20 protein-coding genes are annotated in these 20,689 nt (G+C 62.0%); 9 read left to right on the plus strand and 11 right to left on the minus strand.

Translation table 11 applies throughout. From position 1 onward, the window contains the following. Window positions 1-19 precede the first annotated feature (19 nt). Together A0U94_RS11230 and mdoH are read left to right on the plus strand one after the other, a co-directional pair. Window positions 20-1,600 (plus strand): OpgD/OpgG family glucan biosynthesis protein, encoded by a 1,581-nt coding sequence (locus A0U94_RS11230; protein ID WP_077803417.1) that lies wholly within the window; start codon window positions 20-22, stop codon window positions 1,598-1,600. Then, window positions 1,576-3,762, plus strand: a complete 2,187-nt coding sequence (gene mdoH, locus A0U94_RS11235) for a glucans biosynthesis glucosyltransferase MdoH (protein WP_062108050.1) — start codon at window positions 1,576-1,578, stop codon at window positions 3,760-3,762. The genes A0U94_RS11230 and mdoH overlap by 25 nt, the downstream gene beginning before the upstream one ends. An 84-nt stretch (window positions 3,763-3,846) precedes the next feature. On the opposite strand, the gene A0U94_RS11240 is transcribed toward mdoH, so the two are convergent. Beyond that, window positions 3,847-4,338: a DUF2501 domain-containing protein gene (locus A0U94_RS11240; protein ID WP_077803418.1), complete on the minus strand. Its 492-nt coding sequence runs from the start codon at window positions 4,336-4,338 to the stop codon at window positions 3,847-3,849. A 197-nt stretch (window positions 4,339-4,535) separates the two neighbouring features. On the opposite strand from A0U94_RS11240, the gene A0U94_RS11245 reads away from it, so the two are divergent. Next, a complete protein-coding gene (locus tag A0U94_RS11245; protein ID WP_077803419.1) occupies window positions 4,536-6,647 on the plus strand; it encodes a S9 family peptidase in 2,112 nt (703 codons plus the stop codon). A 107-nt stretch (window positions 6,648-6,754) separates the two neighbouring features. Here A0U94_RS11245 and A0U94_RS11250 read toward each other — a convergent pair whose 3' ends face one another. The 4 genes from A0U94_RS11250 to A0U94_RS11265 form a co-directional block, all read right to left on the minus strand. Beyond that, window positions 6,755-7,705, minus strand: a complete 951-nt coding sequence (locus A0U94_RS11250; protein ID WP_062027419.1) for an efflux RND transporter periplasmic adaptor subunit — start codon at window positions 7,703-7,705, stop codon at window positions 6,755-6,757. 39 nt (window positions 7,706-7,744) lie between these two features. After that, on the minus strand, window positions 7,745-7,945 hold the full coding sequence (locus A0U94_RS11255) for a DUF1656 domain-containing protein (protein ID WP_062027417.1): 201 nt from the start codon (window positions 7,943-7,945) through the stop codon (window positions 7,745-7,747). After that, the gene (locus A0U94_RS11260; protein WP_062108044.1) at window positions 7,939-9,948 is read right to left on the minus strand and encodes an FUSC family protein; all 2,010 of its coding nucleotides are present in this window, start codon (window positions 9,946-9,948) and stop codon (window positions 7,939-7,941) included. Before A0U94_RS11260 ends, A0U94_RS11255 begins: the two co-directional genes overlap by 7 nt. A 167-nt stretch (window positions 9,949-10,115) precedes the next feature. After that, window positions 10,116-10,553 carry a hypothetical protein gene (locus A0U94_RS11265; RefSeq protein WP_062027413.1) on the minus strand — a complete coding sequence of 146 codons (438 nt, stop codon included), beginning with the start codon at window positions 10,551-10,553 and terminating at the stop codon, window positions 10,116-10,118. A gap of 215 nt (window positions 10,554-10,768) precedes the next feature. On the opposite strand from A0U94_RS11265, the gene ykgO reads away from it, so the two are divergent. The 3 genes from ykgO (at window position 10,769) to A0U94_RS11280 (ending at window position 11,900) form a co-directional block, all read left to right on the plus strand. Further along, a complete protein-coding gene (gene ykgO, locus A0U94_RS11270) occupies window positions 10,769-10,894 on the plus strand; it encodes a type B 50S ribosomal protein L36 (protein ID WP_007281615.1) in 126 nt (41 codons plus the stop codon). A 41-nt stretch (window positions 10,895-10,935) separates the two neighbouring features. Then, window positions 10,936-11,565, plus strand: a complete 630-nt coding sequence (locus A0U94_RS11275; RefSeq protein ID WP_208611639.1) for a tetratricopeptide repeat protein — start codon at window positions 10,936-10,938, stop codon at window positions 11,563-11,565. Window positions 11,566-11,657: 92 nt separating this feature from the next. Then, a complete protein-coding gene (locus A0U94_RS11280; RefSeq protein WP_077803421.1) occupies window positions 11,658-11,900 on the plus strand; it encodes a hypothetical protein in 243 nt (80 codons plus the stop codon). Window positions 11,901-11,911: 11 nt separating this feature from the next. On the opposite strand, the gene A0U94_RS11285 is transcribed toward A0U94_RS11280, so the two are convergent. Next, the gene (locus A0U94_RS11285) at window positions 11,912-14,152 is read right to left on the minus strand and encodes a primosomal protein N' (RefSeq protein WP_077803950.1); all 2,241 of its coding nucleotides are present in this window, start codon (window positions 14,150-14,152) and stop codon (window positions 11,912-11,914) included. A gap of 45 nt (window positions 14,153-14,197) precedes the next feature. Here A0U94_RS11285 and A0U94_RS11290 point away from each other — a divergent pair, with 45 nt between their 5' ends. Together A0U94_RS11290 and A0U94_RS11295 are read left to right on the plus strand one after the other, a co-directional pair. Next, window positions 14,198-15,148, plus strand: coding sequence for a tyrosine recombinase XerC (locus A0U94_RS11290; RefSeq protein WP_077803951.1), 951 nt, complete (start codon window positions 14,198-14,200; stop codon window positions 15,146-15,148). Continuing rightward, complete coding sequence (locus A0U94_RS11295; protein ID WP_077803422.1) at window positions 15,148-16,062, plus strand: retroviral-like aspartic protease family protein; 915 nt, start codon at window positions 15,148-15,150, stop codon at window positions 16,060-16,062. The genes A0U94_RS11290 and A0U94_RS11295 overlap by 1 nt, the downstream gene beginning before the upstream one ends. Before the next feature lie 11 nt (window positions 16,063-16,073). Here the strand turns inward: A0U94_RS11295 and A0U94_RS11300 are convergent, their stop codons facing one another. The 5 genes from A0U94_RS11300 to A0U94_RS11320 all read right to left on the minus strand — a co-directional run bounded on the left by A0U94_RS11300 (window position 16,074) and on the right by A0U94_RS11320 (window position 20,157). Beyond that, window positions 16,074-16,451: a hypothetical protein gene (locus tag A0U94_RS11300; protein ID WP_077803423.1), complete on the minus strand. Its 378-nt coding sequence runs from the start codon at window positions 16,449-16,451 to the stop codon at window positions 16,074-16,076. Between the two features lie 115 nt (window positions 16,452-16,566). Then, window positions 16,567-17,100, minus strand: a complete 534-nt coding sequence (locus A0U94_RS11305) for a hypothetical protein (RefSeq protein WP_077803424.1) — start codon at window positions 17,098-17,100, stop codon at window positions 16,567-16,569. Window positions 17,101-17,173: 73 nt separating this feature from the next. Further along, window positions 17,174-18,448, minus strand: a complete 1,275-nt coding sequence (locus tag A0U94_RS11310; protein ID WP_062030039.1) for an ammonium transporter — start codon at window positions 18,446-18,448, stop codon at window positions 17,174-17,176. Next, entirely contained in the window at window positions 18,448-18,786 is a 339-nt protein-coding gene (locus tag A0U94_RS11315; RefSeq protein ID WP_174694216.1) for a P-II family nitrogen regulator, read from the minus strand. The genes A0U94_RS11310 and A0U94_RS11315 overlap by 1 nt, the downstream gene beginning before the upstream one ends. 147 nt (window positions 18,787-18,933) lie before the next feature. Then, the gene (locus A0U94_RS11320; RefSeq protein ID WP_077803425.1) at window positions 18,934-20,157 is read right to left on the minus strand and encodes a mechanosensitive ion channel family protein; all 1,224 of its coding nucleotides are present in this window, start codon (window positions 20,155-20,157) and stop codon (window positions 18,934-18,936) included. Between the two features lie 383 nt (window positions 20,158-20,540). Between A0U94_RS11320 and A0U94_RS15945 the strand changes: the two genes are divergently transcribed. Then, window positions 20,541-20,681 (plus strand): hypothetical protein, encoded by a 141-nt coding sequence (locus A0U94_RS15945; RefSeq protein ID WP_167369382.1) that lies wholly within the window; start codon window positions 20,541-20,543, stop codon window positions 20,679-20,681. The last annotated feature ends 8 nt before the right edge of the window (window positions 20,682-20,689 follow it).

The raw sequence follows: 20,689 nt of genomic DNA on the forward strand, positions 1-20,689 counted from the left end.
CTGGGATATTGGGAAAAGTATGAGTATCCTGCGCCGTGATCTGGTCAAGCTTGGGACCGGACTGACCCTTCTGGGAACAGCCTCCCGTATGGCCCATGCCCAGTCCACTGCTCCTCTGGCCACAGCTCCTCAGGCCGGCACCAAACCCGCTGGCACCCCTGCCCCGCAGGCGACGCCGTTTGACGACGGAACGGTTCGGCTTCTGGCGCAGCGCCTGTCGAAAAAGCCTTATTCCCCGCCGTCACAGACCCTCCCCAGTGCCATTGCGAACATGGATTTCGACCAGTTCCGCAGCATTGCCTTCAATCCCGACAAGGCCCTGTGGCACGGCCAGAATCTGGCGTTCGACGTGGAATTCTTCCCGCGCGGTTTCCTCTACAAGCCGCGGATCGGCATGAACGAGGTCACCGGTGGGCAGTCCACGCCCATTCCCTACGATCCCGACCTCTTCACCTATGGGAACCCCGTTCTGCGCGTCACGGACGATCTCGGCTTCTCCGGCCTGCGTCTGCGCTACGCCATCAACACGGCGGGCATGATGGAAGAATGCGCGGTTTTCCTCGGCGCATCGTATTTCCGGGCGGTGGCCAAGGGCCAGAATTACGGTCTGTCAGCCCGCGCTTTCGCGAACGGCACCGGCAATCCCAAAGGCGAGGAATTCGCCCTGTTCCGGGAATTCTGGATCGAGAAACCGGAACCGGGCGTGGAGTCCATCGTCATTCACGCGCTGCTCGACAGCCCCTCTCTGGCAGGCGCGTTCCGCTTTACCATCCGTCCTGGCGATACGACCGTCTTCGACGTCCAGTCTTCGCTGTTCCCACGGCAGGACATCACGGAGGCCGGTATCGCACCGCTGACCGGCATGTTCTATTTCGACGCGAACGAACGCAATCACGTCGATGACTGGCGCCCGGCCGCGCATGACAGCGAAGCCCTCCAGATCTGGACGGGCGCGGGTCAGCAGCTCTATCGCCCCCTCATCAACCCGACCGACCTCCAGTTCTCGGCCTTCGCGGACAGCAGCCCGCACGGTTTCGGCTTGATGCAGCGCAAGCGCTCGTTCCACGACTACGAGGATCTGGCGCTCAACTACCAGAAACGCCCTTCGCTCTGGATCGAACCGATCGGCAACTGGGGCGACGGCGCCGTCGATCTGGTGGAGATCCCCACCCCCAACGAGGTCAACGACAACATCGTCTCGTTCTGGCGCCCCAAACAGCCCATGAAGGGCGGTCAGGAATACAGCTACATCTACCGGATGTACTGGGGCTGGGACGCGCCCTGGCCAACACAGATGGCGCGCGTGGCAGCAACGCGGATCGGGAGCGTAACCGACCATCCGGACGCCCGCTTCTTCGCGATCGACTTTACGGGCGCGCCCTTCCAGAACGTCCCACAGGGCACGAATTTCCATCTGATCTCGCAGGCCGCCCCCGGCACGATCCGCAATGTGGTCGTCGAACCGAATCCGGAAATCCAGGGCTGGCGCGCGACCTTCGAATTCGTGCCGGGTGATGCGAAGACATGCGAACTTCAGGCCCAGCTCGCCAATGATCAGGGTCCGGTTTCAGAAAAATGGATGTATCGTTGGACGCCGTGACCGAATTGTCTTCTGCCCCTGCCCCGGAAGCTGCTCCGTTCCTGCCGCCTGAAGCGCCGCTGGCGATGAAGCCGCAGAACCTTCAGCAGCAGCCGGACCGTCATGGCCGCTCCTTCGATCCGCTGCCGACGACGCCATCGTTCCTGTGGGCACGCCGTCTGTTCGTCTTTGGTGGCGCAATGCTGCTGACAGGCTACGGAATTTACAGGATCAATCAGGTTTTCAACTCACTGGGCGTCTCGGCGCTCGGTGTCGTTATCCTGATCCTGTTCGCCATCCTCGCCTTCTGGATCGCCCTGTCTTTCATGTCCTGCCTCGGCGGCTTCCTCTCGCTGATCCGGCGGGGCGGTCTTGGGCTTGGCATCCACCGGACCGGGCCGCTGCCGGAACTGAAAAACCGCACGGCCGTCCTGATGCCGACCTACAACGAGGACCCGGCGCGCGTTCTCGCAGGTTTGCGTGCCATCCATGACAGCATTCTGGCGACGGGACAGATCGACGCTTTCGATTTCTTCATCCTGTCCGATACGACCAACCCGGACGTCTGGGTGCAGGAAGAGCGCGCCTTCCTTGAATTCCGCAAAGCCACGAACGGCGAAAAGCGCGTCTTCTATCGCCGGCGTCACAAGAATACGGACCGCAAGGCCGGCAATCTGGGCGACTGGGTGACGCGGTTTGGCGCTTCCTACCAGCAGATGCTCACGCTCGATGCAGACAGCGTGATGGATGGCAGTCTGATCGTCCGGATCACCGCGGCCATGGAACAGCATGACGGCGTGGGCCTGATCCAGACGCTCCCCGTCATCGTCGGTGGCCGCACGCTTTTTGCCCGAATGCAGCAGTTTGCTGGCCGCGTCTACGGGCCTCTGATCGCGCATGGCATTGCCTGGTGGCATGGCTCAGAAGGCAATTACTGGGGCCATAACGCCGTCATCCGCACGCAGGCCTTCGCCGAACAGGCCGGACTGCCGCATCTGAAGGGCCGCCCGCCATTCGGGGGGCATATCCTGAGCCATGACTTCGTGGAAGCCGCGCTCATGCGCCGTGGCGGCTGGGCCATTCACATGGTGCCGGGACTGTTCGGCTCCTATGAAGAAAGCCCGCCATCACTCACGGACGTCGCCATCCGCGACCGCCGCTGGTGTCAGGGCAATCTGCAGCACAGCAAGATCCTCGGCACGAAGGGCATGCACTGGGTCAGCCGCGTTCACATGCTGACGGGGATCGGCTCCTACATCATGTCCCCGCTCTGGCTGCTGTTCCTGCTGTTCGGCATCCTGATTTCGCTCCAGTCGCATTTCTACCATCCCGAATATTTCGGCTCGAAGCCAACGCTCTATCCGCACTGGCCGCGCGTCGATCCCGTGCAGGCCAAGCTCGTTTTCATCGGGACGATGGGCATCCTGCTGGCACCGAAGGCTCTGGCGTTCATTGCCATGATGTTCGATCGCGCGGCCCTGAAAGGTTCGGGCGGCGTCTTCCGGCTCGCAGTCTCCATCGTCCTGGAAACCCTGATCGGTGGCCTGATCGCCCCGATTGCCATGCTGATCCAGACGTCTGGCGTCATTTCGATCCTGCTGGGCCGGGACTCGGGATGGAATGCACAGAACCGCGACGATGGCCGGGTTTCGCTGAAAGACGTTGCGCACGGCTACTGGATCTACACCGTGTTCGGCCTGCTTCTGGCCGTTGCGGCATGGTCTGTCTCGCAGGCATTGTTCCTGTGGATGACGCCAGTGCTGCTCGGACTGGTGCTCGCCATCCCGCTGGCCGCGCTGACGGCGAGCCGGGACGTCGGGCTGGGCCTGCGTCGTGCCGGGCTTCTGTTGATTGAGGAGGAAACCGCCCCTCCGCCGATCCTTCAGCTCGCCGCCGCAAACGACGCCGCGCGTGAACGCGCAGCCCACGCCCCCGATGCGCCGCCGGAAGAAGCCTTTGCCGCCCTCCGGCAGAACGCGACCCTTCTCAACGCCCATGAAGGCGCCCTGCCCCCGCCCCGCAGCCCCGGCAGTCCGATTGACGCCCATCTGCTGGTGGGTCTGCTCAAGCTGCGGGAAGCTCCGTCGCTCCAGATCGCCCTAGAGCGCCTCTCCCGTCAGGAAAAGGCCGCAGTTCTGGGAAGCGCCGAAGGTCTGGCCCTCATGGAAAAGCTCGCGGCCTGAATCTTGCAGGACGTCACAACACAAAAAACGCCCCGGCCATCACAGCCGGGGCGTTTTTCATTGCAGACCTGTGGGTCGGATCAATTACTTGAAAGACTGGGCCTTCTTGACAAGGTCATTGCACGTCGTGACGCGCTTGTCCTTGGAGAGGGTGCCGATGTCAAAGACGTTGCCGTCCGTCATCTGAAGCAGGCCCTTGCCACCCAGCGAGTAGAACTCGTCACTGTGGACATCCGGACGCTTGGCGATGTTGCGGGCCGCAACGATCGGAGACGTTCCGAGCACCAGCTTATGGTGCGTACAGTAGTAGGTCAGACCGGCGACATTGCCAGCCTGTGCGCCCTCGATGGAGGGGAGGCCATCAGCACCCAGAACGCCCGGCGACGCAGCGCTCAGGACATTCTTACCGCCCGCGACGGCCTGAACATGAGCGCCAGGCAGCCGGGCCTGCGTTCCGGCGGGAATGGTCATTGCAGGGCTGCTCTGCGGAACCTGTGGCACTGTCTGGGCGACGACTGCACCGGAAATGCTCAGGCCAGCGGCAGCAAGAACAGCAAAATACTTGCTTGAAATCATGATACTCTTCTTTCCACATCACAGGATGTCCTGTCTGCACCCCAAAAGGAGAAACAGAATTCATCCGGTCTGGAGCGTCCTGAAGAATGCTCCGTTGCCTTGAATAACACTTGAGACCAGTCGCAGTTTCTTGGGAGGGCTTCTTTTCCAGTCAAAGGCCGATTGAATGCCGGGCGTTTCTGCGTCACAGTTTGGTCATGTCACAGCGCCCCGATGCCCCTTCCGCCGCACCCGTTCCTCCCGTCGCCCGTCGTGAGCCACTGAGCACCACGCAGCTTGGCCGCACGCGCACGGATTCCTATGCCTGGATGAAGGACGAGAACTGGCAGCAGGTCCTGCGGGACCCGTCCGTTCTGCGTGAAGATATCACCACGCATCTGAAGGCGGAGAACGCCTATGCGGAAGCCGTTCTGGCCGGGATGGAGCCGCTGCGCGAGACGCTGCTTCAGGAAATGATCGGCCGTATTCCACCTGCGGAATCCTCGGTCCCGGTTCCTGACGGCCCGTGGGAATATTCCGTCCGTTTCGAAGACGGTGCCCAGCATCCGCTGCGGGTGCGTTCCCCACGCGGCGGCGGCGCGGAACAGGTTCTGCTCGACGCCGACGCTCTGGCCAAACAGCATGACTATTACGCGCTCTCGCAGACGGACCACTCCCCCGATCACCGCTATTTCGTCTATGCGGAGGACATTCAGGGCTCCGAGGTCTATCGCATTCAGGTCGAAGATCTGGAAACAGGCACGCTCTGCGCCGAACCCGTCCCCAGCACCACGGGCAGCTTCGCCATTTCTCCGGACAGCCAGTGGCTGTTCTGGATTTACCGCGACGACAATGGCCGCCCCTCGAAGATCTATCGCCGCCCTCTGACGGGGGGCGAGGATGTTCTGGTGTTCGACGAAACCGATCCGGGGTTCTTCCTGAGCATCGGCGTCAGCGCTTCCCGCCAATGGATCGTTATCGAACGCGGCGACCACGATACGAACGAAACGCTGCTCGTCCCGGCTTCCGACCCGACGGCCTTGCCCGTCGTGGCAGCACCGCTGGTGCGGGGCGAGCGCTATTCCCTGACGCACTGGAACGACCGCTTCATCATCCTGACCAACGCCGGTGGCGCCGTGGACTTCCAGTTCATGCAGACGCCCGACACGGCCACGGGACGCGAGAACTGGACGCCCTTCGTGCCCTATCGTGAGGGCCACTACCTGCTGGGCGCCAGTGCCTCGCGCGGGCATCTCGCCTGGGCCGAACGACGGGACGGGAACATTCATATCCTCGTGGTGCCCGAAGGCACGCAGGGCGATGTCCGGGCGCAGGCGAAAGCCATCGGGATGGACGAAGCAGCCTATGACCTGACGATGCTAGGCACATTGGAATATGACGCTCCGATCCTGCGCTACATCTACCAGTCCCCCACCAATCCGGCACACTGGTACGATTACGACATGGCAAGCGGGGAGCGCATTCTGCGCAAGATCCGTGAGGTTCCGTCCGGCCATGATGCAAGCCGCTACGAAACGCGCCGCCTGTTCGCAACGTCGCCAGACGGCGCACAGGTTCCCGTCACGGTCCTGATGCGCAAAGGTCAGGCTCTGGACGGCTCAGCACCCCTGCTTCTGTATGGATACGGCTCCTACGGCATTGCCATGGACGCAGATTTTTCCACGACCGTGTTCAGTCTGGTGGACCGGGGCTGGATTCACGCCATCGCCCATGTCCGTGGCGGCTCCGAAAAGGGCTGGAACTGGTTCCTTGACGGTCGCGGGACGAAGAAGCCCAACACCTTCATCGACTTCATTGCCTGCGCCCGACATCTCGTCTCGGAAGGCTACGGCTCAGCCGGACGCATCGTCGCGCAGGGCGGCTCGGCCGGTGGTCTGCTGATGGGAGCGATCACGAACATGGCGCCCGAGCTTTTCGCAGGCATTGCCGCGCAGGTGCCGTTCGTCGACATGCTCAACACCATGTCCGACGTCTCCCTGCCGCTCACGCCGCCGGAATGGCCGGAATGGGGCAACCCGCTGGAAGACCCGGACGCGTATGACCTGATCGCCAGCTATTCGCCCTATGACAACATCGCCGCCAAAACCTACCCGCCGGTTTTGGCAATGGGTGGTCTGTCCGATCCGCGCGTGACGTACTGGGAACCCGCGAAGTGGATCGCCAAACTGCGCGAAGTCACGTCCGGCGGCCCGTTCCTGTGCCGCATCAACATGGAAGCCGGCCACGGCGGCTCATCCGGCCGTTTCAAACGTCTGGAAGAAGTCGCCCTCGTTCAGGCCTTCGCCATCTGGGCCATCGACCGGCCCTGAAAAGACCAGACGAATAAAAGTTTTTGGGTTCCACCTTTTTACAAAAAGGCGGAGAACGCCGAAGCTTTTTGAAAAAAGCTTCACCAAAAACTTTTATTCCAAAATCCTTATCTGTGGCCGAACAGATGCCGGATATCGTCACCGAAATGCTGGAAGGCGGCGTGGGTGGAGCGGTGACGGCGGTTGCCCTCTTCCGACACGACGGTCACGGTCGCCGTCATGCCGGCAGCCAGCGTCAGGTCATCCGGGATTTTGTCGATCTTCACGCGCACCGGAATACGCTGTGCCAGACGCACCCAGGTATAGACCGGATCCACTTCCGGCAGGCCCTGCTTGTTCACCTGCGCGTTATTGCTGGCGATACCGCGCGTGATGCTTTCGACATGCCCGAACAGCGGATCGTGATACCCCATCAGATCCATGCGAACGAGATCGCCCTCATCAAGATCATGGACCTTGGTTTCCTCGAAATAACCGTCCACCCAGTAGGAGCTGGTGTCGATGATGTGGATGTTGACCACACCGGCGGTAGCGAAATCGCCGGGCCGCATGATAAGATTGGTCACGATGCCGTCGATGGAACTGCGGACCTGCGTTCGCTCAAGGTTGATTTCGGCCTGATGCTCCGCGGCTTCGGCTGCGGCGTACTGGGCCTGCATCTGCTGCGAAAGCGCTTCGTACTGCCGTTTTTCCTCGACTGAAACGGCAGTGCCGGGAATGGCCTTGCGCCACTGGGACTGCACGAGGCGGAATTCCAGATCGGCCTTGCGCTCGGCCACATGGGCCTTGGCCGTCTCCAGCGCCACCTTGAAATCGAACGGGTCGATGACGTAGAGCACCTCCCCCTTGTGGACAAACTGGTTGTCCTTCACCAGAACCTCGATGATCTGTCCCGAAACGCGCGGCGCGATATTGGCGACCTGCGCGCGCACCTGTCCGTTCCGCGTCCAGGGCGAGGCGGTGTAGTAATCCCACAGAATGACGACCACAAGCGCCGCCACTGCAAGGATGCAGAGCGTGATGGTCAGGCGGATCAGGCGATGGGCACTGGAAAGCACGGGACGGTCACCTTGGGTTCGGTTCGGGACAGGAAAAGGTCAGAGGATCAGGGTGTAAAGGCCGATCAGACAGATCAGGATGCCGAACTGGGCCAGAGGCGGATCCCAGACGAAACGCCACAGATCAAACCAGGCCAGAATCCAGCGCAGAACGGCCAGTGTCAGCAGGGCCAGCGCCAGATTGATGACGAAGGCCGAAACCAGCACGCCATCAAGGTCAACGACCTGTGTCGTCACCATCGCTTGCGTCCTATTCCATAGTGATGCACGGCCGAGCGGTTCAGACGCACCATGGTCCGCACCGATTCCAGACCGCCGATACAGTTGATGATCATGGACTGCTCCTCGCGGATGCCGTCTGAAAGCCGCTCGTAAAACATGGCCTGAAGCTCGGGAATTTCAGCTTCCAGAAGACCGAGCCTGTCATGTGCCAGCAGACGCCGCACATGGCGGACCATGGGTTTGAGGCCGGGAAGATGCGCGGCGTCATCCAGATAATGCCGGACGCGGGCAATGGTGCTGGAAAAATCCTCCAGCGCGACGAAACGGTTGAAAACCCGCCGGGAGCGCAGCCCCGGATCCTTCAACCGGTCCGTCCACATCAGGAACTGGCTCAGGCGTTCATATTTCCGGCTCAGAAGCGGCGGCCCCATCCGCTCGCCATGCCCGGCAAGCTGCAGTTCCAGATCATGGGCAATGGAGACCGCCAGCCGGAACCGGTGCCGCCGCGCGGTCGGCGGCCAGAGCAGCACCAGCAGCACAAAAGAAAGCACGGCCGCCATCGCATAGAATGTATTGCGCGTGATGAAGGCCAGCGGATCGTAGTTGTGATGGTTACCGAGCGCGATGAACACCAGAAAGAACACGCCATAGTTAAAGCCGATGGCATTGGTCTTCGGGTTCATCAGCAGCAGGCAGGAAATCACGGTCTGCGGCAGCAACACCAGCGCAAGGCTCAGCATGCTGCCCACATGCGGCAGGATCATGAAATCCAGCCACGCCGCCACGAGAATACCGGCGGGCATCCCGATGATGGCGCCCTTGCCGAACTCCGCGGTGTCGATCGCGGTGGAGGCCAGCGTCAGAACCAGCGCCGTCTGGGACAGGGATGTCACGGAGGCCGGAATGCTGGAGGCCAGACACAGAGCCGCCGCAACGCTGAAGCCCAGCAGCACGCGCATGGCGTTGATGAAGGCCGTCACGTAATCCGGATTGCTCGCAAGCTGCGCCAGTTTGAGCGCATCGCCCGCCGGTGTGGCGCGCAGGAGGGTGTTCATGCCGGTACGGATATGCAGCCGGTTGCTGAGAAGCGTCGAACACCGTTCCAGAAACCACGCCTCGCGGGCAGAGGGAACAAAATCCGGGTCTTCCGCCCGGATTTTATCCAGAATCGTGTCCATCGTCTCAAGACGGGTCGTGCCGTCCTCGGAGCGCTCGTGCCAGGCCCGGACATGACGGATCAGGAGATCGGAAATGCCGCCGGTCTCCAGCAGCCACGCAATCGCACGGCTCGTGGTCAGAACCGTGAGCATGCCGATGATGCCCAGCCGCGCGCCCGCCATCCGCAGACGCCCGCGCTCGACTTCCGTTCTGGCATAGGAAATCTGGGTCATGAGCGCGAGAATTTCGCCGCTCAGCCCGATCATCTGCTCAGGCGTCGCGATCGGATCGCCCATGATGGCGGATTTGCCGGTCTGCCGCACGCGATGCGACAGCGTCTCCATGGCCTTCGAAAGCCTGCGCCAGGCTTCGGGGGACCCGGAGAGAATGTTTACGACCGCAATGGACGCAACGCCGATGGCGATATCAGACGCACGCGCGATGCTGACAGGATAGATGTTCTGTGGATCATCCATGGTCGGGAGCGCCACCAGTGCGACGGTATATCCCGCCAGCAGCGCGCCGTAGGAGCGGAAATCGCGCTCAAGCGATCCCACAAACGCACAGGCCGCAATCCACAGGGCCGCGCCGCCGAGAAACAGGGCGCGCTCCTGATTGAACATCGCAACGAGAATGATAGAAACACCGACACCAAGCACGGTCCCGGCCAGACGGTAAAACGCCTTGGACAGCGCCTGTCCCCGCAGAGGCTGCGCGAGGATCATGACCGTCACACCCGCACTGGCGGGTGAATCAAGCTGGGACCAGAAGGCCGTTCCCAGCGCCAGCACAAGTGCAGACCATGTTCTGAGACTGAACTGGACCCATCCGGGACGGAAGACTGACTGTAGTGCAGCGGTCAAGAGCGATGCTCCCCACCCGACACAGACTTCATCAGAAACAGTCCCACGGCCCTCGTTACCAGAATCAGACTTCCGACCTTAAGAGCAGCGGACTGGAAAAGTTAGTCCTCGAATCTTCTGGACATGTTTTGACAGACGGTCCCGATCCCTCTGCCAGAGCGCGCCACTCAGTCTTCTTCGGCGGGCAGGGCGTTGCAGGCCGCTGTCAGCTTGGGGTCAGGATGTGTGGTGGCCTTGCGGCAGTAGGTCCGCGCATCGGCACCACACATATTCGTGACATCCTCCATTTCAGAGGACAGGACATCGCGCGCAACGCCGATATCCTGATTGTGTTCGGGATCAATGCCCTCTTCCTTGCCCAGGGCCGTCTGGGCCTGATGCATTTCCTTGAGCGCGTTGATGCAGGAGTCGCCCGCGGCATCCGGATTGGTCTGGAGAACCCGGAGGATCTTGTTGATGGCGAAACCCTGCTGGTTGATCGTCGGATCGTCGTCGTTGGTCTTGGCCTCTCCGTCATCCGCTCTTGCGGCCACGGGCGCGGCAAGGGCGACGGCGAGAGGAAGAAGAGCCAGCAGCAGGGCCGGGCGGGAATGGCGCTTGATCATGAAACTGACGTTAGGAGAAAATCCCGGCCGGACAAAGACCCTGAACGACGCTGTTGCAGGTTGTTGCAAATCGGCAGCATCAGGGAATTCCGCCACACGGATGGCTTGTCAGCTTGACTCTACAGGGCGGGATGGGTAATCGGAGCCATTCTTTCGCGGGCGTTCCGGCCCGCTGTCCGGTCCGCAAGGGCCTTACCCGTCGAGAGCCTGCAACCATGAAGATCCGCAACAGCCTGAAGTCCGCCAAGGTCCGCGACAAGGACTGCCGCGTTGTCCGCCGCCGCGGCCGCGTTTACATCATCAACAAGAAGAACCCGCGCATGAAGGCTCGCCAGGGCTGAACCCCTTGGTCTGCCGGATGACGGACGGGCGGCGCTGGCTGATGGCTGGCGCCGTTCTGCTTTGTAGCCCGGCCCTGACTTTTCTGCCAGTTCACGCCGCACCCGCCGCAAATCCTGCCGCGCCCGGCCCCGCAGCGTCTCCGGCTGCCAAACCACCCACCTCCTCTCCCCGCCCGCCACGCAAGACGCTCCATGACCGCCTCATGGATGCGGAAAAAGCGCTCGCCATGGCCGGGAACGAAAAACAGGCTGGCGAAATTTCCGAACGTGCGGAAGGCCTCCGCAGCCGTGCCCTGACCGGCAGCGTGCAGATGCTCATCAGCGATTCGCATGATGCATTGGAAAAACACGATTTCCAGCAGGCCCAGGACGATCTGACCGCCGCCATCACCATCCAGCCCGACCAACCCATCCTTTACCGTCAGCGTGCGGCCATCCGGCTGGCAGCAGGGGACAATAACGGCGCGATCACCGATCTGGGCGTCGTTCTTCAGGCCGACCCCGGCGACCCCACCGCATGGGGCATGCTCGCGGAAGCCGAACATGACCGGCACGAGCCCGAAGCCGCCCTGAGGGCGTTCCACCAGATGCTGCTTCTGAACCCGAAATCCCCCGATTCCGACACGCAGCTCAAAACACTGGAAAAGGCCCGCGACGGCCAGCAGGACTGACGTCTCTGCGCCATGGCTTGCACGTGCTGCTCTGGCAACCCCTTGTAATGTCGCGTGTTGATCCCCTGATTCCATTTTTCAGGAGATCCCCCATGACCAAGTCATCCCCCGCCCCCGAAACCGCCATCGCAGACACCAGCGCCAAGAAGGGCTGCTGCTCCAAGATGAAGACCTGCTGTCAGAAAGCCACGCGCGCCCGTGAAATCGGCCTTGCCGGCATGACTGCCATGGCGACGTTCGGACCCAAGCGTTTCCGCCCGTATTTCCAGCAGATCCTGGCCGTCATCGCGGTCGTCACCGCTTCGGTCGAGTTCTTCCGCAAGCGCAAGGGCTGATTTTTCCAGCCTTAAAGGAAGGAAATAGGGTCGATATCAATATCGACCCTGGCTCCGCCCGTGGGTTTGATATCCCCTAGCCACTGACGCAGGATCGGCTGTACGGCAATGCCCCGCATCGTCCGTAACAACAGCCTTCGCCGGTGTCGTCCACGCAGGACAGCGAGTGGGGCCGGCGCTGGTCCCAGAACCTGCACCCCTTCCCGTTCCGGCGCGGAGAGCGCAATCTCACGCGCCAGCGCGTCCGCCGCCTCCGCACTCGGCGCGCTCACGATCAGCGCGGCCAGCCGTCCGTAGGGCGGCCAGAACGAGGGCCGTCTCTGCTCGGCTTCCTGCTCCATGAAGGTCTGGAAATCGTTGGAGACCAGCGCCGTCATGACCGGATGTTCGCCGACATAACTCTGAAGCAGCACGCGCCCGCGATGCTCTGCTCGGCCCGCACGGCCCGCAACCTGATGCAGAAGCTGCACCGTCCGCTCGGCTGCCCGCAGATCCCCGCCTCCAAGCCCCAGATCCGCATCCACGACGCCCACGAGTGTCAGTTTCGGGAAATGCCAGCCCTTGGCCACGATCTGCGTGCCGATGATGAGATTGACCTCACCGTCCGAAATCTTCCGCACCGCCTCCGCCGTGGCGGCCGGGGAGCCAAGCGTATCGGACGACATCACCAGCAGTTTCGCTTCCGGAAACCGCAGCTTGGCCTCTTCCGTAATGCGCTCGATTCCCGGCCCGATGGGCACAAGCGAATTCTCGGCATGACATTCCGGGCAATCCTTCGGAATCCGCTCGTTATGCCCGCAGTGATGGCAGGTCAGGATGCCTCGCGCCCGATGCTCCACCAGCCAGGCCGAACAGTTCGGACACTGCATCCGGTGCCCGCAGGCCCGGCACAGCGTCAGAGGCGCATAACCGCGCCGGTTGAGGAACAGCATGGCCTGTTCTTCTTTTTGCAGCGTCTCATCAATGGCGGTGCAGAGTTTGGGCGACAGAAACAGTCCACGTTCCGGCGGGTCGGCCCGCATATCCACCAGTGAAACATCCGGCAGGGTCGCCCCACCATGACGCGCGGTCAGGAGTTCGTGCCGGTAGCGCCCGCTCTCCACATTCGCGAGCGTTTCAAGCGAGGGCGTGGCAGAAACGAGAATGGCCGGTGCATCCGCCAGACGGGCGCGAACAACCGCCATGTCCCGCCCATGATACATGACGCCTTCTTCCTGTTTGAAAGCGCTCTCATGCTCCTCGTCCACCACGACGAGGCCCAGATCAGCAAATGGCAGGAACAGCGCCGAGCGAGCCCCCACCACAACGCGGGCACTGCCTTCCGCCACGGCGCGCCAGGTCTCGCGCCGCCTCTTGGTCCCGAGATCGGAATGCCAGACAGCAGGTTCGGCCCCAAAACGCCGGATGAACCGGTCCGTCCACTGGGCGGACAGCGCGATTTCCGGCAGCAGGACCAGCACCTGCTTTCCCTTGGCCAGACAGGCGGCCACGGCCTCGAAATAAACCTCCGTCTTGCCCGATCCGGTCACCCCCTCCAGCAGCGTAACCTGAAACCGCCCGGCCTCGACGGGGCCGCACAATTCCTGCGCGACCTCAGCCTGTTCTTCGGAGAGTTTCGGCGCCCCATGCGCTGGGTCCGGCAGACCGAACGGAGCAGCCGGAGCAATGACGGCCTCCCGCAGCAGACCGGCCGTAGCGAGACCGCGAATGACGGCCGCACTCGCCCCGCTGCGATCCCCCAGTTCGGCAGTGCTCAGGGGTATGGAAGACGCAAAATTCAGCACGGACCGGCGCGCAGGCGTAATACGCAGATCGCCTTCCGGCGCTTCCGTCCGCACCCAGCCCAGAGTGGGTTTGGGTGCATCTTTCAGATGAATGCGCGTCGCCATCGCCAGAACCAGCCCAGGCGGCGTGAGCGTATAGGCCGCCACCCAGTCGATAAAACGGCGCAGGCTCTGCGGGAGCGGGCGCACATCCAGCTTCCCGACAACGGGACGCAGACGTTCGAGCGGAAGTTCACGCCCGACCGGCAATGCGAAATCGGCAGGCAGCGTGCGATCGGTTTCCCACACGCAACCCACGGTTTCACGACGCCCCAGCGGGACCGTTACGAGGTCTCCCGGCTCAAGTGGCTCGGGGGCCAGATAGTCGAGCGGCCCCGGAAAAGGCAGCGGCACGAGCACCGAAACACGCGTTCCGGTGGAAGGTGGCTTTCGCCGGGGATCAGGCTTGGATAGGCTGCTGGATGCCATGACCGTGTCTAACCTCCCCCGCTCCGAAATGCCATGACCGCATCCCTGATGGCGCTCGATGCCCTGCGCGACTGGACCGAATGGCTGACGCATGAAAAGCGTTCCAGCCCGCGCACGGTCGAGGCGTATCGCCACGACATCCTGCTGGCGCTGACGTTTTTCCAGCAGCATCTGGGCGAGGAAGTCACGCTGGCCGATCTGGGAAAGCTGTCCCTTGCCGACCTGCGCGCCTGGCTCGCCCATGAAACCGCCCGCAGCGAAAAACCAACCCGTCGCGCCACCAGCGCCGACTCGCGCGCACGCTCCCGGGCACGGCATGTCTCGGCCCTGCGCTCGTTCTTCCGCTATCTGGCCCTGCGGCATGATCTGTCCAATCCCGCACCGTCATTGCTCGCCACGCCGCGCATGAAAAAGCGCCTGCCCCGCCCTCTGGGGCAGGAAGCGGCCCTTGCCGCGGCCGATGGCATTTCCGATGACGCCGAAACCAGTCAGGCCGCCCTGCGGGACCGGGCACTGTTCACCCTGCTTTACGGCACAGGACTGCGGATTGGCGAGGCGCTCTCGCTCGACATCCGGGACCTGACGAATGCAGGGCAGAACATGCTTCGCGTGGTTGGCAAAGGTGGCAAGGAACGGCTCGTACCCCTGCTTCCGGCGGTTATCGAGGCGCTGGAAAGCTGGAAAGCGGCCCATCCTTCCCCCGCGCCCGATGCGCCCCTGTTCTGCGGCGTGCGAGGTGGCCGCCTCAATCCCGGCGTCGCCCAGCGCGCCATGCGAAACTGGCGCAAAGGCGAAGGCCTGCCCGATTCCGCAACGCCCCATGCGCTGCGCCATTCCTTCGCAACGCATCTGATGGAAGGCGGGGCAGACCTGCGCACCATTCAGGAACTCATGGGCCACGCCAGCCTCTCAACCACGCAGGCCTATACGCTGGCGGACGAAAAACACCTGCTGGATGTCTGGCGCAAGGCCCATCCCCGCGCGGATCAGGGCTGATGAAACGCCTCCTGTCCGCCGTTCTGATTCTGGGCCTTTGTATGGCGACCGCCCCTGCGGCCCCGGTCTGCGAGATGAGCCGCGCCGTCGTGCTGCCACTGCGCGATGATGGCGGCTATCTGAGCGTCCCGGTGACGGTGAACAGCCACAATGCCTCGATGATCGTCGATACGGGATCCGAAGGCAGCCTCATGACGCCGGGCGGCGTCGCGGCCTTTCACCTGCCGCCCGACCCCGAACACCGCACCATGATGCAGGGCCCGAACGGCGCCCCGCGCGTCGTGCCGAACATTCGGATACAGGACCTCCGGCTCGGCACGCCTCATTCGGGAGAACTCGCGCTTGGGGCCGGAACGATGGCCGTCGGCGTTCTGCCAGGTTCTCCCATGATCACGCCGCCCGTTTTCGGGCTGCTCGGTGCGGATGTGCTGGCGGATTACGATCTGGAATTCGACGTCCCCCACCAGCGCCTGACATTATGGCGCGTCCGCCTGGCCTCCCACGCATGCCAGCCTCCGCCCGCATGGACGGGCCACTGGACGACGATGCCCATGCACCGGATCTCAGGCCGCCTGACAGTGCCTTTCACGCTGGACGGGCTAAGCGGTACGGCCCTTCTGGACAGTGGCGCGCGCTCGCATATCGTCAGCACGGATTTCGCCCACCGCCTCGGCCTGACAGACGACCAGCTTGCCCTCGATCCAGGCGGCATGACCTCGGGCGTGGATCTGCGCGAGCGCCCGTATCACTGGCACCATTTCAAACGCTTTGAACTCGGAAACACCCTCTGGAACCACCCCGTCCTGACCGTCGCGCCGGTCCACGATCAGGCCGACATGCTGCTGGGCTCGGACTGGTTCGCCCACCACGAAATCTGGCTGTCCTACGCCAGCGGGCAGCTTTTCTTTCGATAAGACACAGGGGACTAGGCGATTTTGTCCGGATATTCGCGAATGCTGCGCTCAACATACGTCACAACAGCGAGCCAGAAAGCGCGGGCCGTCGGATAATCCCCCGGTTCTTCCTCACGCCGGAAATCATATAAAATCGCGGCCTCGGTCCAGCGCTCCAGCGTGACATCATCCCATGTCAGCCAGATCCGGGCATTATCAACAAGGATTTTTCTGTCGGGTCGGTAATGGCTGCAAAATGAGGCGAGGCATTCGACAAGATTATCGCCTTCGATATCCCAGTCCTGACCTAATATACCAACTCCAAGAGCCCATATACCCCGATAAATATCGTACGCTTTATCTTTGATGTCTTCTTGTGCGAGGAAGGCGCCTGATCCAGCCGTTGTCATGCTGCTTTTCAAAGTAAGGGCAGAGCAAAACAGGCCAATAAATTTGAATATTGTGAAAACTGGCTCAGAAAAAAGCCCCTTCCCGAAGGAAGGAGCCTTTTCGAAAAAACGGGATTTATTCACCCTTGAGGCGGGAATTGCACTGCGACCAGTAGCCGCCGCCCTTCTGGATCCATTTCAGGGAACCGTTGCCGCCATTTGCCTTGTTGGCGTTGTACTGGGCAACGCAGGTCTTCTGGCGGGCGCGGCCAGCGGAGAGCTTGCTGAATTCCGGGGAAATAGCAGTAGGGAACACGACATTGCCCGATGACGCCGTAGACGTCTTGAGGGCGATCGGGGCTTTCGTACCGGCCGGAGACGAGTCTGCAGGCGCAGCGCTTGCCGGTGCGGCGGGAGCCGTCGTTGTCGGGGCAGCAGCCGCAGGCGTGGTGGCCGATGAAGCAGCCGGGGCGGCGGCCTTGGCCGTATCGCCACAGGAAGCGGCCTTGAACGCCTTGTAGGACTGCCCGTTCAGGGAGCCGTTCTGCTTGGCCGTCTTGAACGCGGCGTGGCATTCCTTGGCAGTCAGGGCATGGGCAGGCGCAACGCTCAGACCAGCGGCCAGCAGGGCTGCGAGGGAGAGGCCGGAAAAGGCTTTTGTAAACGTCATGCAGAAAGAACCTTCATTCTGAAATCGGCGGGAGATGACAGCCCCCCGCAGCTTGAACGCCCGACAAGCGCGATCAGTTGATGCGCTCACCGTGCAGAACCATGTCGAGACCTTCACGTTCCTCGTCCGGCGACACCCGCAGGCCCATCGCCAGATCCAGAACCTTCAGGATCACGGTCGTCATGATAACACACCAGACAACCGTCACACCGACAGCCTCGACCTGCGCGATGACCTGATGAACACTGGCAACCGTTCCTTCCGGATTGGAGGCCGTGGCCGAGAGCGGACCATAGGCGAACGCGCCGGTCAGAATGGCGCCGATGATGCCGCCCGTTCCATGAACGCCGAACGCATCGAGGCTGTCATCGTAGCCGAAACGATGCTTGAGCCATGTAGCGCTCCAGAAGCATCCCGCCCCGGCAATCAGGCCGATGACAACCGCGCTTCCCGGCAGCACGAACCCCGCCGCAGGGGTGATGGCGACCAGACCGGCCACCGCGCCCGAAATGATGCCCAGAGCCGTCGGCTTGCCGGTGCGGGCCCATTCCACGACCATCCAGGCCACACCGCCCGCAGCGGCGGCGACCTGCGTCGTCAGCATCGCCATGCCCGCGCGGCCATTGGCGCCCAGAGCAGACCCGGCATTGAAGCCGAACCAGCCCACCCAGAGCAGGGACGCGCCGATAATGGCGTAGGTCAGGTTAAAGGGAGAAAAGTCTTCATGGCCCAGCCCCTTGCGACGGCCGAGAATGATGGCACAGACCAGACCGGCCACACCGGAATTGATATGCACGACCGTCCCGCCCGCAAAATCCACCGCGCCAAGCCCGGCGACCCAGCCCGTCGGGCTCCAGACCCAGTGCGCGACCGGGGCATAGACCAGCAGAAGCCAGGCAATGCTGAACAGACACATCGCGGAGAACTTCATGCGATCCGCATAGGCGCCTGTGATGAGAGCCGGGGTGATGACGGCGAACGTCATCTGGAACATCATGAAGACGCTCTCGGGAATGGTCATCGTCACGGCGGCAGGGGTTCCGGCGCCGAGCGTGAAGGCGGAATCGACACCCGCACGGAAATTGTCCGCCACGCCATGCAGCATGACGCGCGACAGATCCCCGATCCATGGCGAGCCAGTCGAGAACGCAAGGCTGTAACCTGCGACCATCCAGACGAGGCTGGCAATGCAGCAGATCATGAAGGACTGGATCAGCGTCGCCAGCACGTTCTTCTTGCGGACCATGCCGCCATAGAAAAGCGCAAGACCGGGAATGGTCATCATCAGCACGAAAGCCGTGCTGACGAGCATCCAGGCCGTATCGCCCGTATCAATCGGCGCGCGCATCAGAGCGCGCCCTCGCCGGTTTCTCCCGTGCGAATACGGATGAGCTGGTCGAGGCTGGAGACCATGATCTTGCCGTCACCGATCTTGCCGGTGCGGGCTGCGGTCATGATGGCCTCGATCACATCCTCGACGATCGCGTTGGAAACGGCGACCTCGATCTTGAGCTTGGGAAGGAAGCTGACGTGATACTCGGCGCCACGATAGATTTCGGTCTGGCCTTTCTGGCGACCGAAACCCTTGACTTCGGTAACTGTCAGACCCTGAACCCCCAGCGGGGTCAGGGCTTCGCGGACGTCATCAAGCTTGAAGGGTTTGATGATGGCAGTAACGAGCTTCACGAACGGCATATCCTCGTTGCGATCGGGTAATCTGTATCAGAGTATGCCCCAGATCATGCCAGTCTCATAATGATATTGGCAGCCCGATCATGCCGTTTCCGGTGAAATTCCCATGAATAAGAGACGCTGTTGCCCAAATACTCCGCCTCAGGGGCGTCCGGGCGTTGCAGCAGGAGGGGACGCCGGCATATCCGGGCCGCGATAAGGGCCATCCTGCGGCCGGTTGACGGGCGGGGCGACCAAAGCATCCGGCCATGCGTTCTGCTCGGGCGCGCCGGGGACGATGGCCGTGCGTCCACGCGGCAGACATTCCGGCATTTCAAGACGCAGCCGGCGCAGCATGCGCTCGCGGATGTCGCAGGCCAGATCCCACATGGAATTCGCATCAGGCGCACCGGCAATCAGACGGATGGACATGACCTGCGCGTTGCTGTCCGCGATCTGACAGCCGATGGAGGTCTTGTCCTGATCCCAGTCCGGGCACTTGGCCAGTTCCTCGAAATACATCTCCCGCAGGCGGTCCACCGGCGTCTGGTAATCGAGCCACAGGAACAGCGAGGCAATCAGGGATGGTGAGCTGTGCGTCCAGTTCTGGAACGGATTCTCCAGGAAGTACGAGATCGGCACGATATACCGGCGGCGATCCCAGGTCCGCAGAACAACATAGGTGGCGTTGATTTCCTCAACCCACGCCCAGTCCCCGTTCAGGATCAGCATGTCTTCCATGCGGATGGGCTGGGTCACGGCGATCTGGATGCCCGCGATCAGGTTCGTCAGGGCCGGACGGGCTGACAGACCGACGATCAGCGATGCCGCACCAGCAGACGCAAACAGCGACACACCGAATTTCTGGACCGAGTGGAACACCATCAGCGAGGATGCGACCGTCAGCACACCGAACGAGATCTCGATCAGACGGCGCAGGACGCGGATCTGCGTCTGATGGGACCGGACGGTAATGTCATCCGCATGTTCCTTCGCACTGATCCGCGTCAGGTACTGATCCGTCAGCAGGCGGAACGTCCGGATGATGCCGAAACCAAGATTGAGAATGAACAGGCAGATGAAAACCTGTTCCAGAAACGACGTCGTCGCATCCGTAAAGCCGACCGTGGCCTGAAGAGCCGCACTGGCGGCAATGATCATCAGAAAATTGCGGATGGGCGCCCGCAGCCGCGCGATAATGGCATGAATGAACTGGATACGGCGCAGCCCCGGCAGACGCGGGAGAGCATCCGTAATGATACGGCTGGACAGAAGCGCAATACCCGCTGCGAACACCAGAACCAGAATCGAACCCAGCGGAGACGGAAGCCAGTCCAGCAGATGTCCGAGCCGCCTGATGGACCTGACGTAAGAGTTTTCAATCATGCGTTCTGCGGTTCCTTATCTTCTTGCTGTCTTGGAGCGGCTTTCCGCAAGACAACATCATCGGCCGCAGATCGTTCCCGAATCGCGTACCTAGAGTGAAATCATCAGGGGCCGTTCCTGTCGAATTCCCTTCCATGAAAGCACAGAAACGGCCCTCAGAGGACCGCGACACCTATTTTTCACGTAAAGAAGACGGCTTGACTGTGGCGCACAGCTCCGTTTTCAGTTCGTCTTTAACGCTATAGTTAAGAAATTCAGGAAGGGCCGTATGCGGTACATTATCGAGATTACGCGCCCCCTGCTGCCGGAAGAGTGGTTCGACGTTATCCAGCAAGCATGACGAACGCCACTTCGCCGGCCGCCACCAGGACGGAAAAAGCGTGATGCCATTTAATCTGACGCCCGAAGTGGTGCGCGAGGATCAGGCCTTTCTCATCCGGTACTGCCGGGAACATCCCGAACGCAGTTTCCACCAGGCCGCCTTCACGCTGCTTCAGATGAGCCTCGCCCGCTGCCCTCCATAAGAAAAGCG

It is taken from the genome of Gluconobacter albidus (genome assembly GCF_002005485.1).
Taxonomy (GTDB): Bacteria; Pseudomonadota; Alphaproteobacteria; order Acetobacterales; family Acetobacteraceae; genus Gluconobacter; species Gluconobacter albidus.